Origin of the sequence: Streptomyces sp. DSM 40868, from assembly GCF_011820545.1 — a bacterium.
GTDB classification, from domain to species: Bacteria; Actinomycetota; Actinomycetes; order Streptomycetales; family Streptomycetaceae; genus Streptomyces; species Streptomyces eurythermus.
On sequence record NZ_CP050504.1, the window covers coordinates 7455539 to 7474009 of the forward strand.

12 protein-coding genes and 1 tRNA gene are annotated in these 18471 nt (G+C 72.8%); 6 read left to right on the forward strand and 7 right to left on the reverse strand.

The genetic code is table 11. From position 1 onward, the window contains the following. Positions 1 to 67: 67 nt before the first annotated feature. From HB370_RS33765 to HB370_RS33780, 4 genes are all read right to left on the reverse strand, one after another. The gene (locus HB370_RS33765; RefSeq protein ID WP_030794307.1) at positions 68 to 715 is read right to left on the reverse strand and encodes a hypothetical protein; all 648 of its coding nucleotides are present in this window, start codon (positions 713 to 715) and stop codon (positions 68 to 70) included. 4 nt (positions 716 to 719) lie between these two features. Then, positions 720 to 1061 (reverse strand): DUF3140 domain-containing protein, encoded by a 342-nt coding sequence (locus HB370_RS33770; RefSeq protein ID WP_030794304.1) that lies wholly within the window; start codon positions 1059 to 1061, stop codon positions 720 to 722. A gap of 58 nt (positions 1062 to 1119) precedes the next feature. Further along, positions 1120 to 1611, reverse strand: a complete 492-nt coding sequence (locus tag HB370_RS33775) for a DNA starvation/stationary phase protection protein (protein ID WP_030794301.1) — start codon at positions 1609 to 1611, stop codon at positions 1120 to 1122. A 146-nt stretch (positions 1612 to 1757) separates the two neighbouring features. Further along, positions 1758 to 2567 carry an alpha/beta hydrolase gene (locus tag HB370_RS33780; RefSeq protein WP_030794299.1) on the reverse strand — a complete coding sequence of 270 codons (810 nt, stop codon included), beginning with the start codon at positions 2565 to 2567 and terminating at the stop codon, positions 1758 to 1760. A 143-nt stretch (positions 2568 to 2710) separates the two neighbouring features. On the opposite strand from HB370_RS33780, the gene HB370_RS33785 reads away from it, so the two are divergent. The 4 genes from HB370_RS33785 (at position 2711) to HB370_RS33800 (ending at position 7206) form a co-directional block, all read left to right on the forward strand. Next, positions 2711 to 3898: a thiolase family protein gene (locus HB370_RS33785; RefSeq protein ID WP_030794297.1), complete on the forward strand. Its 1188-nt coding sequence runs from the start codon at positions 2711 to 2713 to the stop codon at positions 3896 to 3898. A 74-nt stretch (positions 3899 to 3972) separates the two neighbouring features. After that, on the forward strand, positions 3973 to 5484 hold the full coding sequence (locus HB370_RS33790) for a long-chain fatty acid--CoA ligase (protein ID WP_030794294.1): 1512 nt from the start codon (positions 3973 to 3975) through the stop codon (positions 5482 to 5484). 108 nt (positions 5485 to 5592) lie between these two features. Next, on the forward strand, positions 5593 to 6366 hold the full coding sequence (locus HB370_RS33795; protein WP_030794291.1) for a sulfite exporter TauE/SafE family protein: 774 nt from the start codon (positions 5593 to 5595) through the stop codon (positions 6364 to 6366). A 78-nt stretch (positions 6367 to 6444) separates the two neighbouring features. Then, positions 6445 to 7206: a cobalt-precorrin-6A reductase gene (locus tag HB370_RS33800; protein WP_030794290.1), complete on the forward strand. Its 762-nt coding sequence runs from the start codon at positions 6445 to 6447 to the stop codon at positions 7204 to 7206. A gap of 251 nt (positions 7207 to 7457) precedes the next feature. On the opposite strand, the gene cobF is transcribed toward HB370_RS33800, so the two are convergent. After that, positions 7458 to 8246 (reverse strand): precorrin-6A synthase (deacetylating), encoded by a 789-nt coding sequence (gene cobF / locus HB370_RS33805; protein WP_030794288.1) that lies wholly within the window; start codon positions 8244 to 8246, stop codon positions 7458 to 7460. Positions 8247 to 8337: 91 nt separating this feature from the next. Next, positions 8338 to 8916, reverse strand: a complete 579-nt coding sequence (locus tag HB370_RS33810; protein ID WP_037703360.1) for a DUF309 domain-containing protein — start codon at positions 8914 to 8916, stop codon at positions 8338 to 8340. Between the two features lie 183 nt (positions 8917 to 9099). On the opposite strand from HB370_RS33810, the gene HB370_RS33815 reads away from it, so the two are divergent. Further along, positions 9100 to 9173, forward strand: a tRNA-Pro gene (locus HB370_RS33815). 326 nt (positions 9174 to 9499) lie between these two features. On the opposite strand, the gene HB370_RS33820 is transcribed toward HB370_RS33815, so the two are convergent. Continuing rightward, positions 9500 to 10252: an aspartyl/asparaginyl beta-hydroxylase domain-containing protein gene (locus tag HB370_RS33820; RefSeq protein ID WP_030794282.1), complete on the reverse strand. Its 753-nt coding sequence runs from the start codon at positions 10250 to 10252 to the stop codon at positions 9500 to 9502. A gap of 239 nt (positions 10253 to 10491) precedes the next feature. Here HB370_RS33820 and HB370_RS33825 point away from each other — a divergent pair, with 239 nt between their 5' ends. Continuing rightward, on the forward strand, positions 10492 to 18471 hold the full coding sequence (locus HB370_RS33825; RefSeq protein WP_167513063.1) for a non-ribosomal peptide synthetase: 7980 nt from the start codon (positions 10492 to 10494) through the stop codon (positions 18469 to 18471).

Sequence of the window (18471 nt, forward strand, 5' to 3'; positions counted from 1 at the left end):
GGACCGAGGGCGCCCCGCCGGAGCCGTGCTGGGGGCGGTCCTGCGCGATCAGCCTGCGCGGCCACGATCACCCGGCGCGGCGCAGGCAGTCCTCGACCACCTGTTTGTCGAGCGCCGCCCGGACCAGCGCGGCGGCCAGCACGGCCGGCTGGGTGTCCCCGGCCAGCCCGGCCAGCTTCCGCGGATCCTCGGGCAGGCCGAGCCGCCCGGCGCCGGACAGCGCCTTGCCGTCCAGGTACGGCGCCACGTCCGGCCACACCCGCTGCGCCTCGCGCAGGAAGATGTCGGCGCCGGCCGGCCCGATGCCCGGCTCCTCCTGCAGCAGTTCCCGCAGGGTGCCGACGTCGCCCTCCGCCTCCCGGTGCAGCCGGCGCAGATCGCCGCCCCAGCGCCGGCCGAGCAGCTCCGCGCCGTTCCCGAGCTGGGTGGCCGTCCGCTCGTCGTAGCGCCGGTAGCCGCCCCGGCCGAGCGCGTCCACCCGCCGCTGCCGGCCGGCCTCGGCCATCCGGCGCGGGCTGTCCAGGTGCTCCTCGTGCAGGGCGCGGGCGGCGGCCACCGCGACCGAGGCCCGGATCCGGGCGCTGAGCAGCAGGGACAGCACCAGCAGCCGGTACAGCGGCTGCGGGGTGTCCTTCAGCCGGATGCCCGCCTCCTCGGCGAACGTCCGTCCGTACGCGGACACCAGCTCCCGCAGCACGCGCTCGTCGCGGTTCACGGCCCTACGGCTTGAGCGGGTCGTGGCCCAGCGTCATCAGCCGGTGCCGGCGGCCGGTGTCCCGGGCACTCTCCGGCTCGGGCTCGTTCTCCGCGTCCACCAGCTCACCGACCGTGTCGACGACCCTCCGCATGACCTCTACGTCGTCCTCGGTCAGGTCGGTGCGGCGCTTCTGCAGGATGGCCAGGACGTGCTGCCCGGTCTCGCCGCCCGCCCGCTCCGGCAGCGGTTCGCTCTCCTCGCCGGCGTCCCGGACCTTCAGCCAGGCCGCGAGCTCCGCCGAGCTCATGTTCACCACGCGGTGGAAGTCGTCCCACAGCGCTTCGAATTCCAGCGAGTCGGCCATGGGTTTTCTCCTTCCGTGTGTGCCCCGCCCGGGGCGGGGCGGTGTGCGGGGCCGTGGATCAGCCCGCGGACGTGTCGCGCGGGTGGTTCTCGGCCTCGAACATCCAGCGCTGCTTCTCCAGGTCGGCGGTGATGGTGATCAGCAGGTCCTGGGTGACCGGGTCGGCCTTCTCGGTCGCCTCGATCCGCTCCCGCAGCCGGCCGATGGCCGCTTCCAGCGAGGACACCATCAGCTCCACGACCTCCGTGTCGCGCAGCCAGCCGTCCTTGGTGCCGGGCAGCGCGAAGGTCGCCGCGATGGTCTCCGGCCGGCCGTCCGGCGGCACGCCCAGCGCGGAGGCCCGCTCGGCCACCGTGTCGGAGTGGGCGCGGGCCGTGGCGACCACCTCGTCCAGCTGGAGGTGGATGGAGCGGAACCGGGGGCCGACGATGTTCCAGTGCGCCTGCTTGCCCACCAGCGACAGCCCGAGCAGGTCGACCAGCGTGTCCTGGAGGGCGGTGCCGGTGACACCGAGCGCCTCTTCGGGAAGTGTGCTCTTGACCACGGTCATGGTGCGCGGATCCCCTTTCCTTGACTTGCCTCAGTGAGGTCCGAAAGGGCGGGTGCCCCCGGCACGCACCGGCAAACCGGCTGATCAGCGGGGGCGGCACCCGGAGGTTTCTCTGCCTGGCCGGGTCGGTCGGGCCGTACCCGGGGTCAGTCGGGCAGTACCCGGTCCAGGAAGCGGAGCAGTTCCGCGTGGGCCGTCGCGCGGTCCGTCTCGTGGAAGACCTCGTGCCGCGCTCCGGGGAAGATCCGTTCGGTCGGCCGGCCGCCGCTCAGCCGCTCCACCCCGGGCCGGCTCCCGGACAGCGGCACCAGCCGGTCGTCGTCGCCGTGCAGCCACAGCAGCGGCAGCCGGCCCACGTCACCACCTCGCGCGACCGTCTCCAGGGTGCGGGCGAACGCCCGGAGCGTCGGCCGCTTCATGGGCCCGTGCCACACCAGCGGGTCGGCCGCGTACGCCGCTCCCACGGCCGGGTCCCGGGACAGCGCGGACGGGCTGACCGGGGTGTCCGGGATCTCGTCCAGGGCCAGCAGCCGCCCCGGCAGCTCCCAGGCGCCGATCACCGGCGCGGACAGCACCAGCGCGCTCAGCCCGTCGCCGTACCGCTGGGCGTAGCGGGCCGCGATCAGCCCGCCCATCGAGTGCCCGAGCAGGACCAGCGGCAGGCCGGGACGCGCGGCCCGGGCGAGGTCCGCGACCGCGTGCACATCGGTGACCACGTCCTCGAAGTCCTCGATCAGCACCCGCTCCCCGGCCGACCGGCCGTGACCGGCGTGGTCGGGCGCGTACACGGCGGCCCCGTACCCGGTCAGCACGCCGGCCAGTTCGTCGTACCGGCCGGCGTGCTCGCCGTACCCGTGCACCAGGAGCGCCAGCAGGCGGGGCTCCGGATGCGGCCACTCGCGTACGGCGAGGGCTCCGTGCGTGCCGTCGAGGACGTGCTCGCGGACGTGGTGCATGTCTCCTCCCGTCACCCCGGCTCCGGCCCCGGGGGAGCTTCCCAGCGGGGCGGCCGGAGGTCTATAGTCCAAAACTAGCAGTGCTAATTAATGGGTGCTGCACCGTTCCGTGATCCACAATGTCGTAGGTCAGGAGTCCCGCCGTGCGTCCCGTCCACTTCGCGACCGCCCGCCGCACCCCCATCGGCAAGGTGCGCGGCGCCCTCTCCTCGGTCCGCCCCGACGATCTGGCCGCGACCGTGATCCGCCACCTGGTGGCCGACGTGCCCGCGCTCGACCCGGCCCGCATCGACGACGTCTACTGGGGCGCCGCCAACCAGGCCGGCGAGGACAACCGGAACGTCGCCCGCATGGCCGCCCTGCTCGCCGGACTGCCCGACTCCGTGCCCGGCGCCACCGTCAACCGGCTGTGCGCCTCCGGACTCGAAGCGGTCACCGCCGCCGCCCGCACCATCGCCGCGGGCGAGGCCGACATCGTGATCGCCGGCGGCTCCGAGTCCATGAGCCGCGCCCCCTTCGTGCTGCCCCGGCCCGACGAGGCCCTGCCGCACCGCATGGAGACCTACGACACCCGGCTCGGCTGGCGGCTGGTCAACCCCGCCATGAAGGAGCTGCACGGCCTGCTCGCCATGGGCGAGACCGCCGAGGAGGTCGCCGCCCGCCTCGGCATCTCCCGTGCCCGGCAGGACGAGTTCGCCCTGCGCAGCCACCAACTGGCCGCCGCCGCCCGCAAGAACGGCCACTTCGACGACGAGATCCTGCCCGTGGAGCGCCCGGACGGGGTCACCGTCCAGCACGACGAGTGCGTCCGCGAGGACACCTCGCTGGAGAAGCTGGCCCGCCTCAAGCCGGCCTTCCGCGCGGACGGCACCGTCACCGCCGGGAACGCCTCGCCGATGAACGACGGCGCCGCCGGGCTGCTGCTGGTCAGCGAAGAGGCCCTGAACGAACTGGGCCTGGAGTCCCTCGGCCGGTACGTCGCGGGCGCCTCCGCCGGCGTCCACCCCGATGTGATGGGCCTCGGCCCGGTCCCCGCCACGCAGAAGGTGCTCACCCGGGCCGGCTGGCAGACCGGCGACCTCCAGGAGGCCGAGCTGAACGAGGCGTTCGCCGCCCAGGCCCTCGCCTGCGTCGACCAACTGGGCCTCGACCCCGACCTGGTGAACCCCACCGGCGGCGCCATCGCCCTCGGTCACCCCCTCGGCTGCTCCGGCGCCCGCATCCTGACCACCCTGCTGCACCGCATGCGCCGCACCGGCGCCCGGCGCGGCCTCGCGACCATGTGCGTGGGCGTGGGCCAGGGGAGCGCGGTGCTGGTCGAGCGGCACTGAGGAGTCTTCAACGGGGGCTCCCCGCAAGGGGATCCGGTAGTACGAGCCGCAGCAAGGAAACGGAGCAGCACTCCATGGCAACCCTGTCCGTCGCCGCCATCCTCGCCGAGAACGCCCGGCGCCGCCCCGGCAAGACCGCCCTGGTCGAGGGGGAACTGCGGCTCACCTTCGCCGAGGTGTGGCAGCGGGCGCTGGCCCGGGCGGGCGTGCTCACCGGCCTCGGCGTACGACCCGGCGACCACGTCGCCCTGATGGCCCCCAACACCGCCGAGTTCCCGGTCGCCTACTACGCGATCGCCGCTGCGGGCGGTGTCGTCGTCCCCGTCCACCTGCTGCTGTCGGCCGGGGAGGTCGAGCACGTCCTCAAGGACAGCGGCGCCACCGTGCTGCTCGTCCACCCGGCCCAGGCCGACACCGGCCGGGCCGCGGCCGAGGCGGCCGGCGTCCGAGTGGTCACCCTGGGCGAGGAGCTGGACAAACTGGCGGTCGACGCCGAGCCGCTGCCCTCGTACGTCACCCGGGCCGCCGACGACCCCGCGGTGATCTTCTACACCAGCGGTACGACCGGTGTCCCCAAGGGCGCCGTCCTCAGCCACTTCAACCTGGTGATGAACGCGACCGTCAACGCCTTCGACGCGCACGACGTCCGCGCCGACGACATCGCCCTCGGCGCGCTGCCGCTGTTCCACGCCTTCGGCCAGACGGTCTCGCTGAACTCCACCTGGCGGGCGGGCGCCACGCTCGTGCTGCTGCCCCGCTTCGACGCGGCCCGGGCCATCGAGCTGATGGTCGAGGAGGACGTGAACACCTTCCACGGCGTGCCCACCATGTTCGTCGCCCTCGCGGCGGCCGCCGCCGACGCCGAGCGGCTCCCCGGACTGCGGCTGTGCATCTCCGGCGGCGCCTCGCTGCCGGTCGCGGTGCTGGAGCGGTTCGAGGCCGCGTTCGGGGCGCGGATCTACGAGGGGTACGGGCTGTCGGAGACCTCGCCGGCCGCCACCGTCAACCAGCCGGTGTTCGGCGCCAAGGCAGGCACCATCGGGCACCCGCTGTGGGGCGTCGACGCGGAGATCGCCCGCGCCGAGGTGGAGGACCGGATCGAGCTGCTGCCGCCCGGCGAACTGGGCGAGGTCGTCATCCGCGGCCACAACGTCTTCTCCGGCTACCTCGGCCGTCCCGAGGCCACCGCCGAGGCCCTGGTGGACGGCTGGTTCCGCACCGGCGACCTCGGCACCAAGGACGACGAGGGCTTCCTGCGGATCGTCGACCGCAAGAAGGACATCATCATCCGCGGCGGCTACAACGTCTATCCGCGGGAGGTCGAGGAGGTCCTGATGCGGCACCCGGAGATCGCCCAGGTCGCCGTCATCGGCCTGCCCGACGAACTGCACGGCGAGGAGGTGTGCGCCGTCGTCGTCCCGGCCCCCGGCACCGCCCCGGACGCCGCCGCCCTCACCGAGTGGTCCAAGGAACACCTGGGACGGCACAAGTACCCGCGCCGCGTGGAGTTCACGGACAACCTGCCGCTGGGCCCCAGCATGAAGGTGCTCAAGCGGGCGCTGCGGGCACGGTACACGGAGCGGTGACGCCGCGCGGGCTGCCGCGGCGGTACGGGGCGGCTCGGGTTGTCATGGACCGGCCCGCGAGACGGTCCTTACGCGCGGGATGATCATGCGCATAGCATCGGTCCCCGAATGAACACGATGACGCTCTGGCACATATCAGGCTGGGAGTTCGCCGCGCTCGCCTTCGCGGCCGTACTCGTCGGCTTCTCCAAGACCGCGGTCAGCGGGGCCAACACGGTCAGCCTCGCGATCTTCGCGGCGGTCCTGCCCGCCCGCGCCTCCACCGGCGTACTGCTGCCCCTGCTGATCGCCGGTGACGTACTCGCCGTCGTCACCTACCGGCGCCACGCGCACTGGCCCACCCTGTGGCGGCTGTTCCCGGCCGTGGCGGTGGGCGTGGTGGCCGGCACCCTGTTCCTGGTGTGGGCCGGCGACGGCATGGTGCGGGTCTCGATCGGCGCGATCCTGCTGTTCATGGCCGGGGTGACGATCTGGCGCCGGCGGACGGCCGAGACCCCGCCGGACCCGGAGGCGGTGACGCACCGGACGGGCCGCATGAAGGCCCACTCCTACGGCGTGCTCGGCGGTTTCACCACGATGGTCGCCAACGCGGCCGGGCCGGTGATGTCGCTGTATCTGCTGTCCGCCGGCTTCCGGAAGCTCGGATTCCTCGGCACCTCCGCCTTCTTCTTCCTCATCGTGAACGTCTCGAAGGTGCCGTTCAGCGTGGGCCTGGGCCTGATCGACGGACCCTCCCTGCTCCTTGACGCGGCGCTCGCGCTGTTCGTCGTGCCCGGTGCGCTGTTCGGCAAATGGGCTGTGAGCCGAATCAACCAGCGACTCTTCGAACAACTCGTCATCGCGGCGACGATCGTGGGCGGCGTGCAACTGCTGCTGCGCTAGCCCAGGGACGGACGCCGTGCCCCGGCCGTCCCGCCCCGGCGGTCCGGTCGGCGCCCGGCACCTCGTACGCTCACCCCTATGCCCGCGCATGTGCTGATCCTCGGCGGCACCACCGAGGCCCGTCGCCTCGCCGCCGATCTCTCCGTCCGGCCCGGGATACGGGTCACCACCTCGCTCGCCGGCCGGGTCGCCCGGCCGGGGGCGCTGCCCGGCGAGGTGCGCGTCGGCGGCTTCGGCGGGCCGGAGGGCCTGGCCGCCTGGCTGCGCGAGCACCGGGTGGACGCCCTGGTGGACGCCACCCACCCCTTCGCCGGGACGATCACCGCACACGCGGCGCACGCGGCACGGGCCGCCGAAGTCCCCGCCGTCGTACTGCGCCGCCCCGGCTGGCGGCCGGGTCCCGGAGACCGCTGGTACGACGTGGCGTCGCCGGCCGGGGCCGCCGAGGCGCTGCCCGGTCTCGGCAGCCGGGTCTTCCTCAGTACCGGACGCCTGGGCCTCGCGGCCTTCGCGTCCCTGACCGGCCTGCGCTTCCTCGTCCGCTCGGTGGAACCGCCCGAACCGCCCCTGCCGCCGGACACCCGGGTGATCCTCGCCCGCGGCCCGTTCACGGTCCCGGACGAGACGCGGCTCCTGCGCGCCCACCGGATCGACGTGCTGGTCACCAAGGACAGCGGAGGCGAGGCCACGGCGGCGAAACTCACGGCCGCGCGCGACCTGGGGCTGCCCGTCGTCGTCGTCCGCCGCCCGCCGCTGCCGGACGGAGTCGAAGCGGTACCGGACGTGGCGAGCGCCCTGGAACGCCTGGGCTTGGCAGCACATGGGGGAGCGGGCGCCTGACCCGGCAGGGGAGCCGCCCCGCCGGGTGCATGTCCCCGGAGCACCTGTCTCCGCCGGCCGCCGGTCCGTGTCAGCCGCCCGTCCCCGCCGGGCCTGCGCTCCGCCGGCCCGGGCCCGCGGCTCCACGCCGGCTGTTCCCGCTCGGGTCAGGCCCGTATCGCCGGCCCCGCGCTGCTCGGCCACGCCCCTGCGTGAGCGGGCCGGCCCCGTTCCCGGTCTCGTTCCCGGCCGGGCCGCCGATCCCGTTCCTGTCAGTCCCGGGTGGGCCGGTCCTCCGCCGGGTTCCTGCGCAGCAGGTACGTGTCCATGATCCAGCCCTTGCGGTCGCGCGCCTCGGCGCGCAGGCGCTCGATGCGCGGAGCGGCCTCGGCGATCGGGCCGGAGACGAGGATCTCGTCCGGCGTGCCTATGTAGGCACCCCAGTAGATGTCCATGTCCTCCTCGGCGTACCGCCGGAAGGCCTGGTGCGCGTCCAGCATCACGACCACGTCGTCCACCCCCTCCGGGAAGCCCTCGGCCAGCCGTCGGCCCGTGGTGATCTGCACCGGCCGGGCGACCCGGTTCAGCCCCGTGCGATGCCGGGCGACCAGGGCGGAGACGCTGCTGATGCCGGGCACCACGTCGTACGTGAACTCCACCGCGCCCCGCGCCAGCACCTCCTCCAGGATGCCCAGCGTGCTGTCGTACAGCGCCGGATCCCCCCATACGAGGAACGCGCCGGTGCCGTCCTCGTCCAGTTCCCCGGCGATCAGCCGCTCGTAGATCCCGGCGCGGGCGCTGCGCCAGTCGCCGACGGCCGGGGAGTAGGCCGATCCGCCCGCGGAGCGGTCCCGCTCCGGGTCGCGGGCCTCCACCACCCGGTACGACCCGGCCGGCAGATGCGCGTCCAGCATGTCCCGGCGGAGCTGGGTCAGATCGCTCTTCACCTCGCCCTTGTCGAGAAGGAAGAACACGTCCGTGCTCCGCAGCGCCTTGACCGCCTGCAGGGTCAGCTGGTCGGGGTCGCCCGCGCCGATACCGATGACATGAATCTTTCGCACGCCCCGAGTCTGCCGTATGCCACTGACCATGCGTCCACCGCCTCCGTACGCGCAGCGACGACCCCTCGGCCGCGCCCGGGGAGCCCCCGGGTCAGGAGCCCGACCGGGGTGCCTTCGCGGGGCCCGGCCGGGGAGCCTCGGCAGGGCCCGGCCGGGGGGCTTCGGCGGGGCCCAGCCAGGGGGCCTCGGCGCGTGGGTCGACCGGTGCCGAGTCGCGCTCCACCCGCCCGGCCAGCTCCCGCGCCCACCGGGTCAGCCCGGGCAGATCCAGTCCGTAGGGCCGGTCCTCGCCCTGCCCGGCAGCCCATTCCTCGACCGCGCCGGCACCCCGCCGCAGCAGCCGGGAGCCGCCGACGGCGTTGCCCCGGGCCGCGTGGGTGAGCCCGACGGCCAGCTGGGCCAGCCCCCGCCAGAGCGGGCGTTCCTCCCGGGGCCCGGACTTCCAGGCGTCCTCGAACACCTCGTGCGCGTGGAACGGCCGTCCGGCGGCCAGCAGTGCCTGCGCCTCGCCGACGGTCTCCTGCGGTGCCCGCAGGACCCCTTCCGGCTGCCGGGGAACGCCCTCGGCACCGTAGGGCAGGGGGCGCCCCAGCCCGTCCCGGGGCCGCGCGTTCCGGGCCCGCCCGGCGGTGTCCCGGTCCCTGGCTTCCGATGACCCCGAGTTCGTCATACCGCCGATTGTGCCCCGCCGCGTTCCCTGCCGCGCCCCCGCCCCGCTCCGGCTCCCGCCCGGCCGATGATCCCGCTTTGATCCGTTTTGTAAGCATCCCTGACCGGCCCGCTTCGGCGCACCAGCCGACGTGGGGTAAAGTGCTGTCCGCACGATCACGCGGGCCACCGCGCGGCAGTGCGACGGGACGTGGCGCAGCTTGGTAGCGCACTTGACTGGGGGTCAAGGGGTCGCAGGTTCAAATCCTGTCGTCCCGACTGGAGACAGTCGCAGGTGAGGGCCGGTTTCGGAGCAATCCGAAACCGGCCCTCGGCCGTTTGGGGGACCAGTCGGGGACCAGTGACCCGTGCCCTTGACCGCTGCCGGCGGGTGATGGCGATCGGGCTGGGGTGTCAGCCGGGGCGCGGACCGGTCGAGTGATGCGGAGAGTGCTGTGTCGGCGGCCGGCTGTCGCGGTTCCTCGACGGTTGAGGACGCCGCCGCCCTGTCTCCCTCCCCGGGTCCCGCACACGCCGACGGCGAGCCGACCGCGTGCAGGTCCGCGCGCGGTCGGCTCGCCGGAGGGGGCGGGTGGGGCGGGGGATCAGGCATCACCGGTGAGGCGGCGGATCTCGGTGACCAGTACCGTGAGCGCCTTGCGTTCCGCCAGGGTGGTTTCCGGGTGCCAGAGGTCCACCAGGAGGCAGGTGCGGGGGCGGGTGCCGTGGTTCCAGGCCTCGTGCTCGAAGGAGTAGTCGAACAGCAGGCACTCGCCCTCCTTCCACTGGCGTGCCTCGCCCGCCACGCTGATGCCGCAGCCCTCGGGGATGTCGACGGCGAGGTGGAGGTTGATGCTGAAGTTCCACAAGTCGCAGTGGGGCGCGATGGACGCGCCCGGCAGCAGCGTGGAGAAGTGGCTCTCCAGGAGCGGGCAGAGCTTGTCGGTGTCGAGGGCCGTCTCCCGCAGGATCCGGTACGCCGTCGGCACCAGCGGCTCGGACGACGGTACGGGCGCGCCCGCCCGGAAGAGGTAGAGCGCCTGCCAGTCGTCCTGCCGCACCAGGTAGTGCTCGTAGTCGGAGAAGCGGCTGCGGCGCTCCGCCCACGCCACTGCCAGCTCCTCCTTGATCGCGGCGTGGCCGGCCTCGAAGGCCCGCACGACGGGAGCGATCTCCGGGTGCCCGTACGGATCGTGCCAGGGCAGCCGCGAGATCCCCGGCATGACCCACTTGGCGTCCTTCTGCAGGGGATGCCGGTTCTGCGTGGCCGGGTCGATCATCTGCGTGACCCTGTCGATCGACCCGCGGCCGTACTCGTCCTCGATCGCCGCGAAAGCGGCCTCGATCTCCGGTGTCATCCCGTCGCGTTCCTTCCCTGAGGGCCTCGATTCCCAGGGGGCAGCGTCGTCCTTGCGGACGCGGCGGGGAAGTCGCGCGTTTCCGGGACCGTGATTTCCGCGATCCGCGCCTCTAACACAGCCATTTTAAACGGGTCAAGAGCCTGTTATCCGTGACTTTTGGGCCTCTCCCTCGCCTCGCACAGTGGACGTGACCACGACCACGTCCGTCCTGCCGCCAAGTGAGATGAGACAAGCGCATGTCTGCTGAGGAGCGTGACCGTCTTCCGCTGACGTCCCCGCAGTTCGGGATCTGGGTGGCCCAGCAACTCGACCCAGAGAGCTGTGCCTACCACATCGCCGAATACCTGGAAATCCACGGTGCGGTCGATCCCGGGACCTTCGAGAAGGCCCTGCGCATCATGATCGCCGAGAGCGAGTGCCTGAACGTGCGCTTCGAGGAGGACGAGGGCCGGGTCTGGCAGATTCCCCAGCGGGCGCTTCCGCTGGAACTGGAGGTCGTGGACGTCTCGGACCGTCCGGACCCCGAGGCCGCCGCGCTGGAACACATGCGGGAGGTGCTGGCGCAGCCCACCGACCGGCTCGTCCGCCATCAGCTTCTGCGGGGCGGGCCCGAGCGCTACTACTGGCTGCACGCGGTCCACCACATCGTCGTCGACGGCGTCACCGGCGCCATGATGAGCCGCCGGGTCGCCGAGGTGTACACCGCACTGGTGGAGGGCACCCCGATCGCCCCCGCCGTCGGCGCGGGGCTGCGCGAGATCGTGGCGGAGGACCAGGAGTACCGCGCCTCGGAGGAGTTCACGCGGGACCGGGACTACTGGCGGGAGCGGATGACCGGCCTGCCGGAGGCCGTCGCCTTCGGCGGCCGGACCGGCGCGGCCCCCTCCGGCCGGATCCTGCGCAGCCGCACCGACCTCGGCGAGGAGACCGCCCACGCGCTGCGGGACCTGGCCCGACGCTCCCGCACCCGGTGGACCATCGTGGCGCTCGCCGCGGCCGCCGCCTATCTGCACCGGATCAGCGGGGCGGAGGACCTCGTCCTCGGCATGCCGGTGACCGGCCGCGCCACCCCGGCCGCCCGAGGCGCCCGCGGGATGTTCTCCAACATCCTGCCGCTGCGGCTCACGGTCACCTCCGACACGACCGTCGACGACCTCGTACGGCAGACCTCCGGAGCCGTGCGCGAGGCGCTGCGGCACCAGCGCTACCCCGTCGACGAACTGAAGCGGGACCTCGCCCTTGCGGAGAGCGGGCGCAAACTCTGGGACGCCGCCGTCAACATCATGTCCTTCGACTACGGTCTGACGTTCGCCGGCGTCCCCGCGACCGCCCACAACCTCAACGTCGGACCGGTCGACTACCTCTCCGTCAACGTCTACGAGCGCGGCGACGGCGCCATCGGGCTCCAGTTCGAGGTGGACGCGGCCCGCTGCGACGCCGACGAACTGGCCGCCCACGAGCGCCGTATCACCGACTTCTTCACGCGCGTCGCCCGAGCCGCCGAGGACACCACAGTCGGCGGGATCGACCTCGTCTCCCCGGCCGACCTCCGCCTGCTCATGGAGTACGGCAACGGCGGCACCGCGCCCCTCCCCGCAGGCCGCGGCCTGCACCAGCTCTTCGAGGAGCAGGCCCGGCGCACCCCGGACGCCGTGGCCGTGGTCTGCGCCGGCGAACAGCTCACCTACCGCGAACTGGACGAGCGGTCCGAGGAGATCGCCCGGCGACTGCGGCCCCTCACCCGCCCGGACCGGCCCGTGGGCGTCTGCGTCGACCGCTCGCCCGGCATGGTCAGCGCCGTCCTGGCCGTCCTCAAGGCCGGCGGCTACTACGTACCCCTCGACCCGGGGCTGCCGCTGCGCCGCCTGCAGTACATCGTCGAGGACGCCGGCATCGACACGGCGGTGAGCCGGCCCGAACTGGCCGACCGGTTGCCCACCGTCCGCACCCTGGTCCCCGTCGAGCCCCCGGCGGCTCCGTCCTGGGACGCCGTCCCGGACGAGGCCACCCACGACGCCCTCGACAGTTCCGTCGACCCCGCCCGCGCCGCCTACATGCTCTATACCTCCGGCAGCACCGGACAGCCCAAGGGCGTCGTCGTGGGCCACGGCGCCGCCGTCGGCTTCACCCTGCAGAACCTCGCCGCCTGCCGTGTCGGTCCGGGCGCCCGCTTCCTCGGCTTCGCGGCGCTCACCTTCGACGTCTCCGTCCTGGAGATCTTCGGGGCGCTGCTCAGCGGCGGGACGCTGGTGCTGGCCACCGACGAGGAGCGGCTGGACATCGACCGGCTCCAGGCCCTCATGGCCGGTCAGGCGGTCACCATCGCCGACCTGCCCACCGCGCTCATGCCGCTGCTCGACCCCACGGCCCTGCCCGCGCTCACCTTCGTCTCCACGGGCGGAGAGGCCCCCTCCGGCGACGTCGTCGACCGCTGGGCGGCACCCGGACGCGAGGTCTGGAACACCTACGGCCCGACCGAGACCACCGTCGTCGTGGCCATGCACCGCTGTACCGCTCCCTCCGAGGGCCAAGCCCCACCGATCGGCCGGCCCACCGTCAACCACCGGCTCTACGTGGTGGACGACCAACTGCGTCTGGTACCGCCCGGCGTCCCCGGCGAGCTGTGCGTCTCCGGCGACGGGCTGGCCCGCGGCTACCTCGGCCGCTCCGCCCTGACCGCGGAGCGGTTCGTACCCGACCCCTGGTCCGGCATCCCCGGCGCGCGGATGTACCGCACCGGAGACCTGGTCCGCTGGAACGACCGGGGCGAACTGGAGTTCCTCGGCCGGATCGACCAGCAGGTGAAGATCAACGGTCACCGCATCGAACTGGGCGAGATCGAGGCGGAGTTGACCCGGCACCCCTCCGTCGCGCAGGCCGCCGTCCTGGTTCAGGAACTGCCGACCGGCGGCAGGCGACTGGTCGCCCACGTCGTCGGTGCCGACGACGCGCGGCCCGACCCCGAAACCCTCCGGACCCACCTCGCCGAGACCCTGCCCCGCCACATGGTCCCGCACAGCTACACCGTCCGGGCGAGCCTGCCCCTGACCACCAGCGGAAAGCTCGACCGCAAGACCCTCGCCGCGGAACTCGCACCCGCCACCGCCACCACGCCCGAGCCGGCCGGCCGGGCCACCGACGCCCAGGCATCGGCACCGGGCTCCGGTGCGGTCGATGTGCTGTGCGGTCTGTTCGCGCAGGTGTTGGGGCGGGACCGGGTCGGTGCCGAGGAGACGTTCTTCGAGTTGGGCGGTGACAGTATCGCCGCCTTGACGTTGGTGAGCCGGGCGCGTGCGGCAGGGCTGTCCATGACGCTGCGTGACGTGTTCGCCCACCGCACCCCTGCCGGGCTGGCCGACCACATCGCCGAAACGGCTGCCCCGGACGGTGACCGGGCTGTCGACGGCGACTCGATCGCCCCCGGCATGGCGCCCGACGTCCCCCTCACCCCGATCATGCGCTGGCTGCTGGACACCCCCGTCTCCGTGGACCGCTTCAGCCAGTCCGTGCTCGTGCAGACCCCCGCCGACGCCACCGAGGACAACCTGAACGCTGTACTCGGGGCGCTCGTCGACCACCACGAGATGCTGCGCCTGCGCACGGTGACGGCCGAGGACGGCCGTACCGTCTGCCGCGTCGAACCCCGCCCCGCGCCGGTCCGTGTCACCCGCGTCAACCTCGCCCGCCTCGACGAGGACGCCCGGCGGGCGGCCGTCAGCAGGGAGACCGAGGCCGCCCCCGGGCGGCTGGACCCGGCGGCCGGGACGGTCGTGCAGGCCGTCTGGTTCGACTCCGGCCACGACCGGCCGGGCCTCCTGCTGCTCTGCCTGCACCACCTCATCGTCGACGGCGTCTCCTGGCGCGTCCTGCTCGCCGACCTGGCCGACGCCTGGGCGGCGGTCTGCGCGGGCCGGCCGGTCCGGCTGCAGCCGGTCGGGACCTCCTTCCGCGACTGGGCCCGCCACCTGTCCACGCTCGCCCTCGACCCCGCCACCACCGGCCAACTCCCGTACTGGCGCCGGGTCCTGAGTCCCGCCGAAGCCCTCCCGGCCCCCCTGACCGACCGACAGCCCGTCCCCGCGCGCGACACCGCGGCCACCAGCCGCACGCTCACCGTCACCGTCCCCGGAGAAGTCGGCGAACCGCTGCTGACCACCGCCCCCACCGTCCTGCGCACCGGCCCCGACGCGCTGATGCTCGCTGCCCTGGCCCTCGCCGCGCACCGCGGTCACCGGCGCTCCGGGGACACACCCGCACCGGCCTCGCTGCTGGTCGACCTGGAGGGGCACGGCCGCGACGCCGACCCCGCCGGCGGCCCCGACGTCTCCCGTACCGTCGGCTGGTTCACCACCCAGTACCCGGCCCGGATCGACCTGCGGGGCATCGACCTGGCCGGTGCCTGGGGCGGCGGCCCGGCCCTCGCGGCACTCGTCCGCCGGGTACGCGACGACCTCGCGGCCCTGCCGAACGGCGCCGGCTACGGACTGCTGCGCCACCTCCACCCCGTCGCCCGCACCGAACTGGCCGGAATGCCGCAGCCGCCCATCCTCTTCAACTACCTCGGCAGGTTCCCCGAAGCCGTCGAGGGGCCGTGGAACCCGGCGCCCGGGAGCGATGCCCTGCGGGCCGACGTCCCGCCGGACATGCCCGCCGAACACTGCCTCCAGATCGACGTCCTGGCCCGCGACGAATCGGGTTCCACCCGGCTGACCGCGCAGTGGACCTATCCGCCGGCCCTGCTGACGGACACCGAGGCCGCGGCGTTCGCCGAGGACTGGACCGAGGCCCTGCGACTCCTCGCGACCTTGCCGGACCGGACCGAGGCGGCACCCGACGGAGCCCATGCGGCCCTCACCGACCTGACCGACGCGACCTCCGGCGGCGCCGCGTCCACCGACCTGACCGACGCCACTCCCGTCGGCAGTTCGGACCTGCCCGACCGGCCCGGCACCCCGCGCCTCACCCCCGCCGACTGCCCTCTCGTGAGTCTTGGTCAGCCCGAGCTGGACCGGCTCGCGGACGCCCACCCGCGACTGGCCGAGGTACTGCCGCTCTCGCCGCTCCAGGAGGGGCTGTTCTTCCACTCCTCCTACGACGAGGACACCGTCGACGCCTACACCGGCCAGCTCATCCTGGACCTGCGCGGCCCGCTGGACCTGCCCGCCCTGCGCGAGTCGCTGCGCACCCTGCTCGAGCGCCACGACGCCCTGCGGGCCGGCTTCACCGACCACGGCCTGCCCGAGCCCGTCCAGTTCGTCCTCGCCGCGACCGACGCCCCCCTGGAGGTGGCGGACCTGTCCAGCCTCCCCGGCGACGAACGGCCGGGGGCTCTCGACCGGCTGCTCACCGCGGACCGGCTGCGCCGCTTCGACCTGGCCAGGCCGCCTCTGGTGCGCTTCACCCTCGTCCGGCTGGGGGACGACGAGCACCGCCTGGTGATGACCAACCACCACATCCTCTGGGACGGCTGGTCCGCCGCGGTGCTGCTGAAGGAACTCCTCGCCGCCTACACCTCCCGTGCCGGGCACACCCCGTGGACCCCGGAAGCGGCCGAGCCGTTCCGGTCGTATCTGGCCTGGCACGCCCGCCAGGACCACGAGGCCGCGGCCGACGCCTGGCAGCGGGCCCTCGACGGACTGGAGGAGCCGACCCTTCTGGCGAACACCGGACTGAACCGTGTCGGTTCGCTGCCCGAGCGTGTCCCCGTGGAACTGGACGCCGCGCTCACGGCACGGCTGACCGCTCGCGCCCGGTCCGCGGGCGTGACGCTCAGCAGCGTGGTGCAGGGCGGCTGGGCGATCCTGCTGAGCCGGTTCACCGGCCGCGACGACGTGGTGTTCGGCGGCACGGTCTCCGGGCGCACCCCCGACCTCCCCGGCATCGAGACCATGGTCGGCCTGCTGATCAACACCCTTCCAGTACGCTTCCGCGTCCGGCAGGACGAACCGCTGGCCGACGCCCTGGCCCGATTCCAGGACGAGCAGACCCCGCTCCTCGACCACCAGTTCCTCGGCCTCGCGGACATCCAGGGCCGGGCAGGGCTCGGCACCCTCTTCGACACGGCTGTGGCCTTCGAGAACTACCCCGTCGACGAGGACGCCCTGAGCGCCACGGCCGCCGGCCTACGGCTCGCGGGCGCCGAGGGCACCGACGCCACGCACTACACCGTCAACCTTGTCGTCCTGCCCGGCGAACGGCTCCGCGTCAACCTTGACCACCGGCCCGACCTCATGGACGCGGCGACCGCCCGCAGCCTGGCGGAGGGGCTGCGACGGCTCCTCACCGCGGTGGCCGAACAGCCGGAACTCCCGGTAGGTGCCGTCGAGTTGCTGTCCGACGAGGAGCGTCATCGTGTCCTGTGTGAGTGGAATGACACCGGGCATCCGGTGCCCGGGGGTACGTTGGTCGACTTGTTCGAGCGGCAGGTGGCCTGTTCCGCGGATCGGGTGGCGGTCGTTTTCGAGGGTGAGGCGCTCACCTATGGTGAGCTGGATGCCCGTGCTGATCGTCTGGCCGTGTGTTTGCGGGCTCGGGGTGCGGGTCCCGAGGGGATCGTGGCCGTGGCCCTGCACCGCTCGGCGGAGATGGTGGTCGCGTTGCTGGCGGTGCTGAAGTCGGGTGCCGCTTATCTGCCGGTGGATCCCGGGCTGCCGGCCGACCGTGTCGCTCACATGCTGTCCGATGCGGCTCCGGCTCTGGTGATCACGGATGGGGCCACTGCCGCCGTACTGCCCGACGCCCCGGCGGTACCGCGTCTGCTGCTGGATGTGCCGGACATGTCTGATGGGGCGGGCGGTCAGGCAGATCTGGGTGTCGTGCGGGTGGGTGTCCCGTCTCGTCCGGTTGGTTCTCACCCTGCTTATGTGATCTATACGTCTGGGTCTACTGGTCGTCCCAAGGGTGTGGTGGTGTCGCATGATGCGATCGTGAACCGGTTGGCGTGGATGCAGGGTGTTTACCGGCTCGATGGGACGGACCGGGTGTTGCAGAAGACGCCGTTCGGGTTCGATGTTTCGGTGTGGGAGTTCTTCTGGCCGTTGTTGGAGGGTGCGACGCTGGTTGTGGCGCGGCCTGAGGGGCATAAGGATCCGGCTTATCTGGCCCGGGTCATTCGGGAAGAGCGCATCACGACGGTTCATTTCGTGCCTTCGATGCTTGCGGCTTTTCTGGAGGAGCCGTCCGTGGTCGGCTGTCGTTCGCTGCGTCGGGTGGTGTGTAGTGGTGAGGCGTTGTCGGAGCAGACGCAGAACCGGTTCCTCGAGTTGGTCGGTGTTCCTCTGTACAACTTGTACGGGCCGACTGAGGCCGCGGTTGATGTGACGTACTGGGAGTGCCGTCCGGGGGCTGGTGCGGTGCCGATCGGCCGGCCTATATGGAATACCCGTCTTTATGTTCTTGACGGGGAGCAGCGGCCTGTTCCGGTGGGTGTGCCGGGGGAGTTGTATCTCGCGGGGGTGGGTCTGGCTCGTGGTTATCTGAACCGGCCTGGTCTGACGGCGGAGCGTTTCCTGCCGGATCCTTTCGGTTCGCCTGGTTCCCGGATGTACCGTACGGGGGATCTGGTCCGGTGGCGTGCGGACGGGGTGGTGGAGTATCTCGGTCGTACCGATGATCAGGTGAAGATCCATGGGTTCCGGATCGAGCTCGGTGAGATCGATGCCGTGCTGGCCAGGGTGGCGGGTGTGGCCCGTAGTGCGGTGATCGTGCGGGAGGACGTTCCCGGGGAGCGTCGTCTGGTCGGGTACGTTGTCGCGGAGCCGGGTGCGGTGTGTTCTCCGGATGCCGTGCGTGAGGCCCTGGCGGCGACCCTGCCTGAGTACATGGTTCCGGCTGTGGTGGTCGTCGACGACCTGCCGGTCACCCCCAACGGCAAGCTCGACCGCAAGGCGCTGCCGGCTCCCGCGGCCCCGACTGCCGTGTACGCGCCGCCCGCCACCGAGACGGAGGAACTCGTCGCCGCCGTGTGGGCCGAGGTCCTGGGCCTCGAACGCGCCGGACGCCACGACGACTTCTTCACCCTCGGCGGCCACTCCCTCAGCGCCACCCGGGTCATGGCCAGGCTCCGGCATTCCCTGGGGCTCGACCTTCCCCTGCACACCCTTTTCGACCACCCCACCGTCGCCGGACTGGCCGACGCCGTGGAAGCCGCGCTGCTGGAGGAACTCATCCACGCCAGCGGTGAGCAGCCGCACACCCACCAGGGAGGCCTCGCGTGA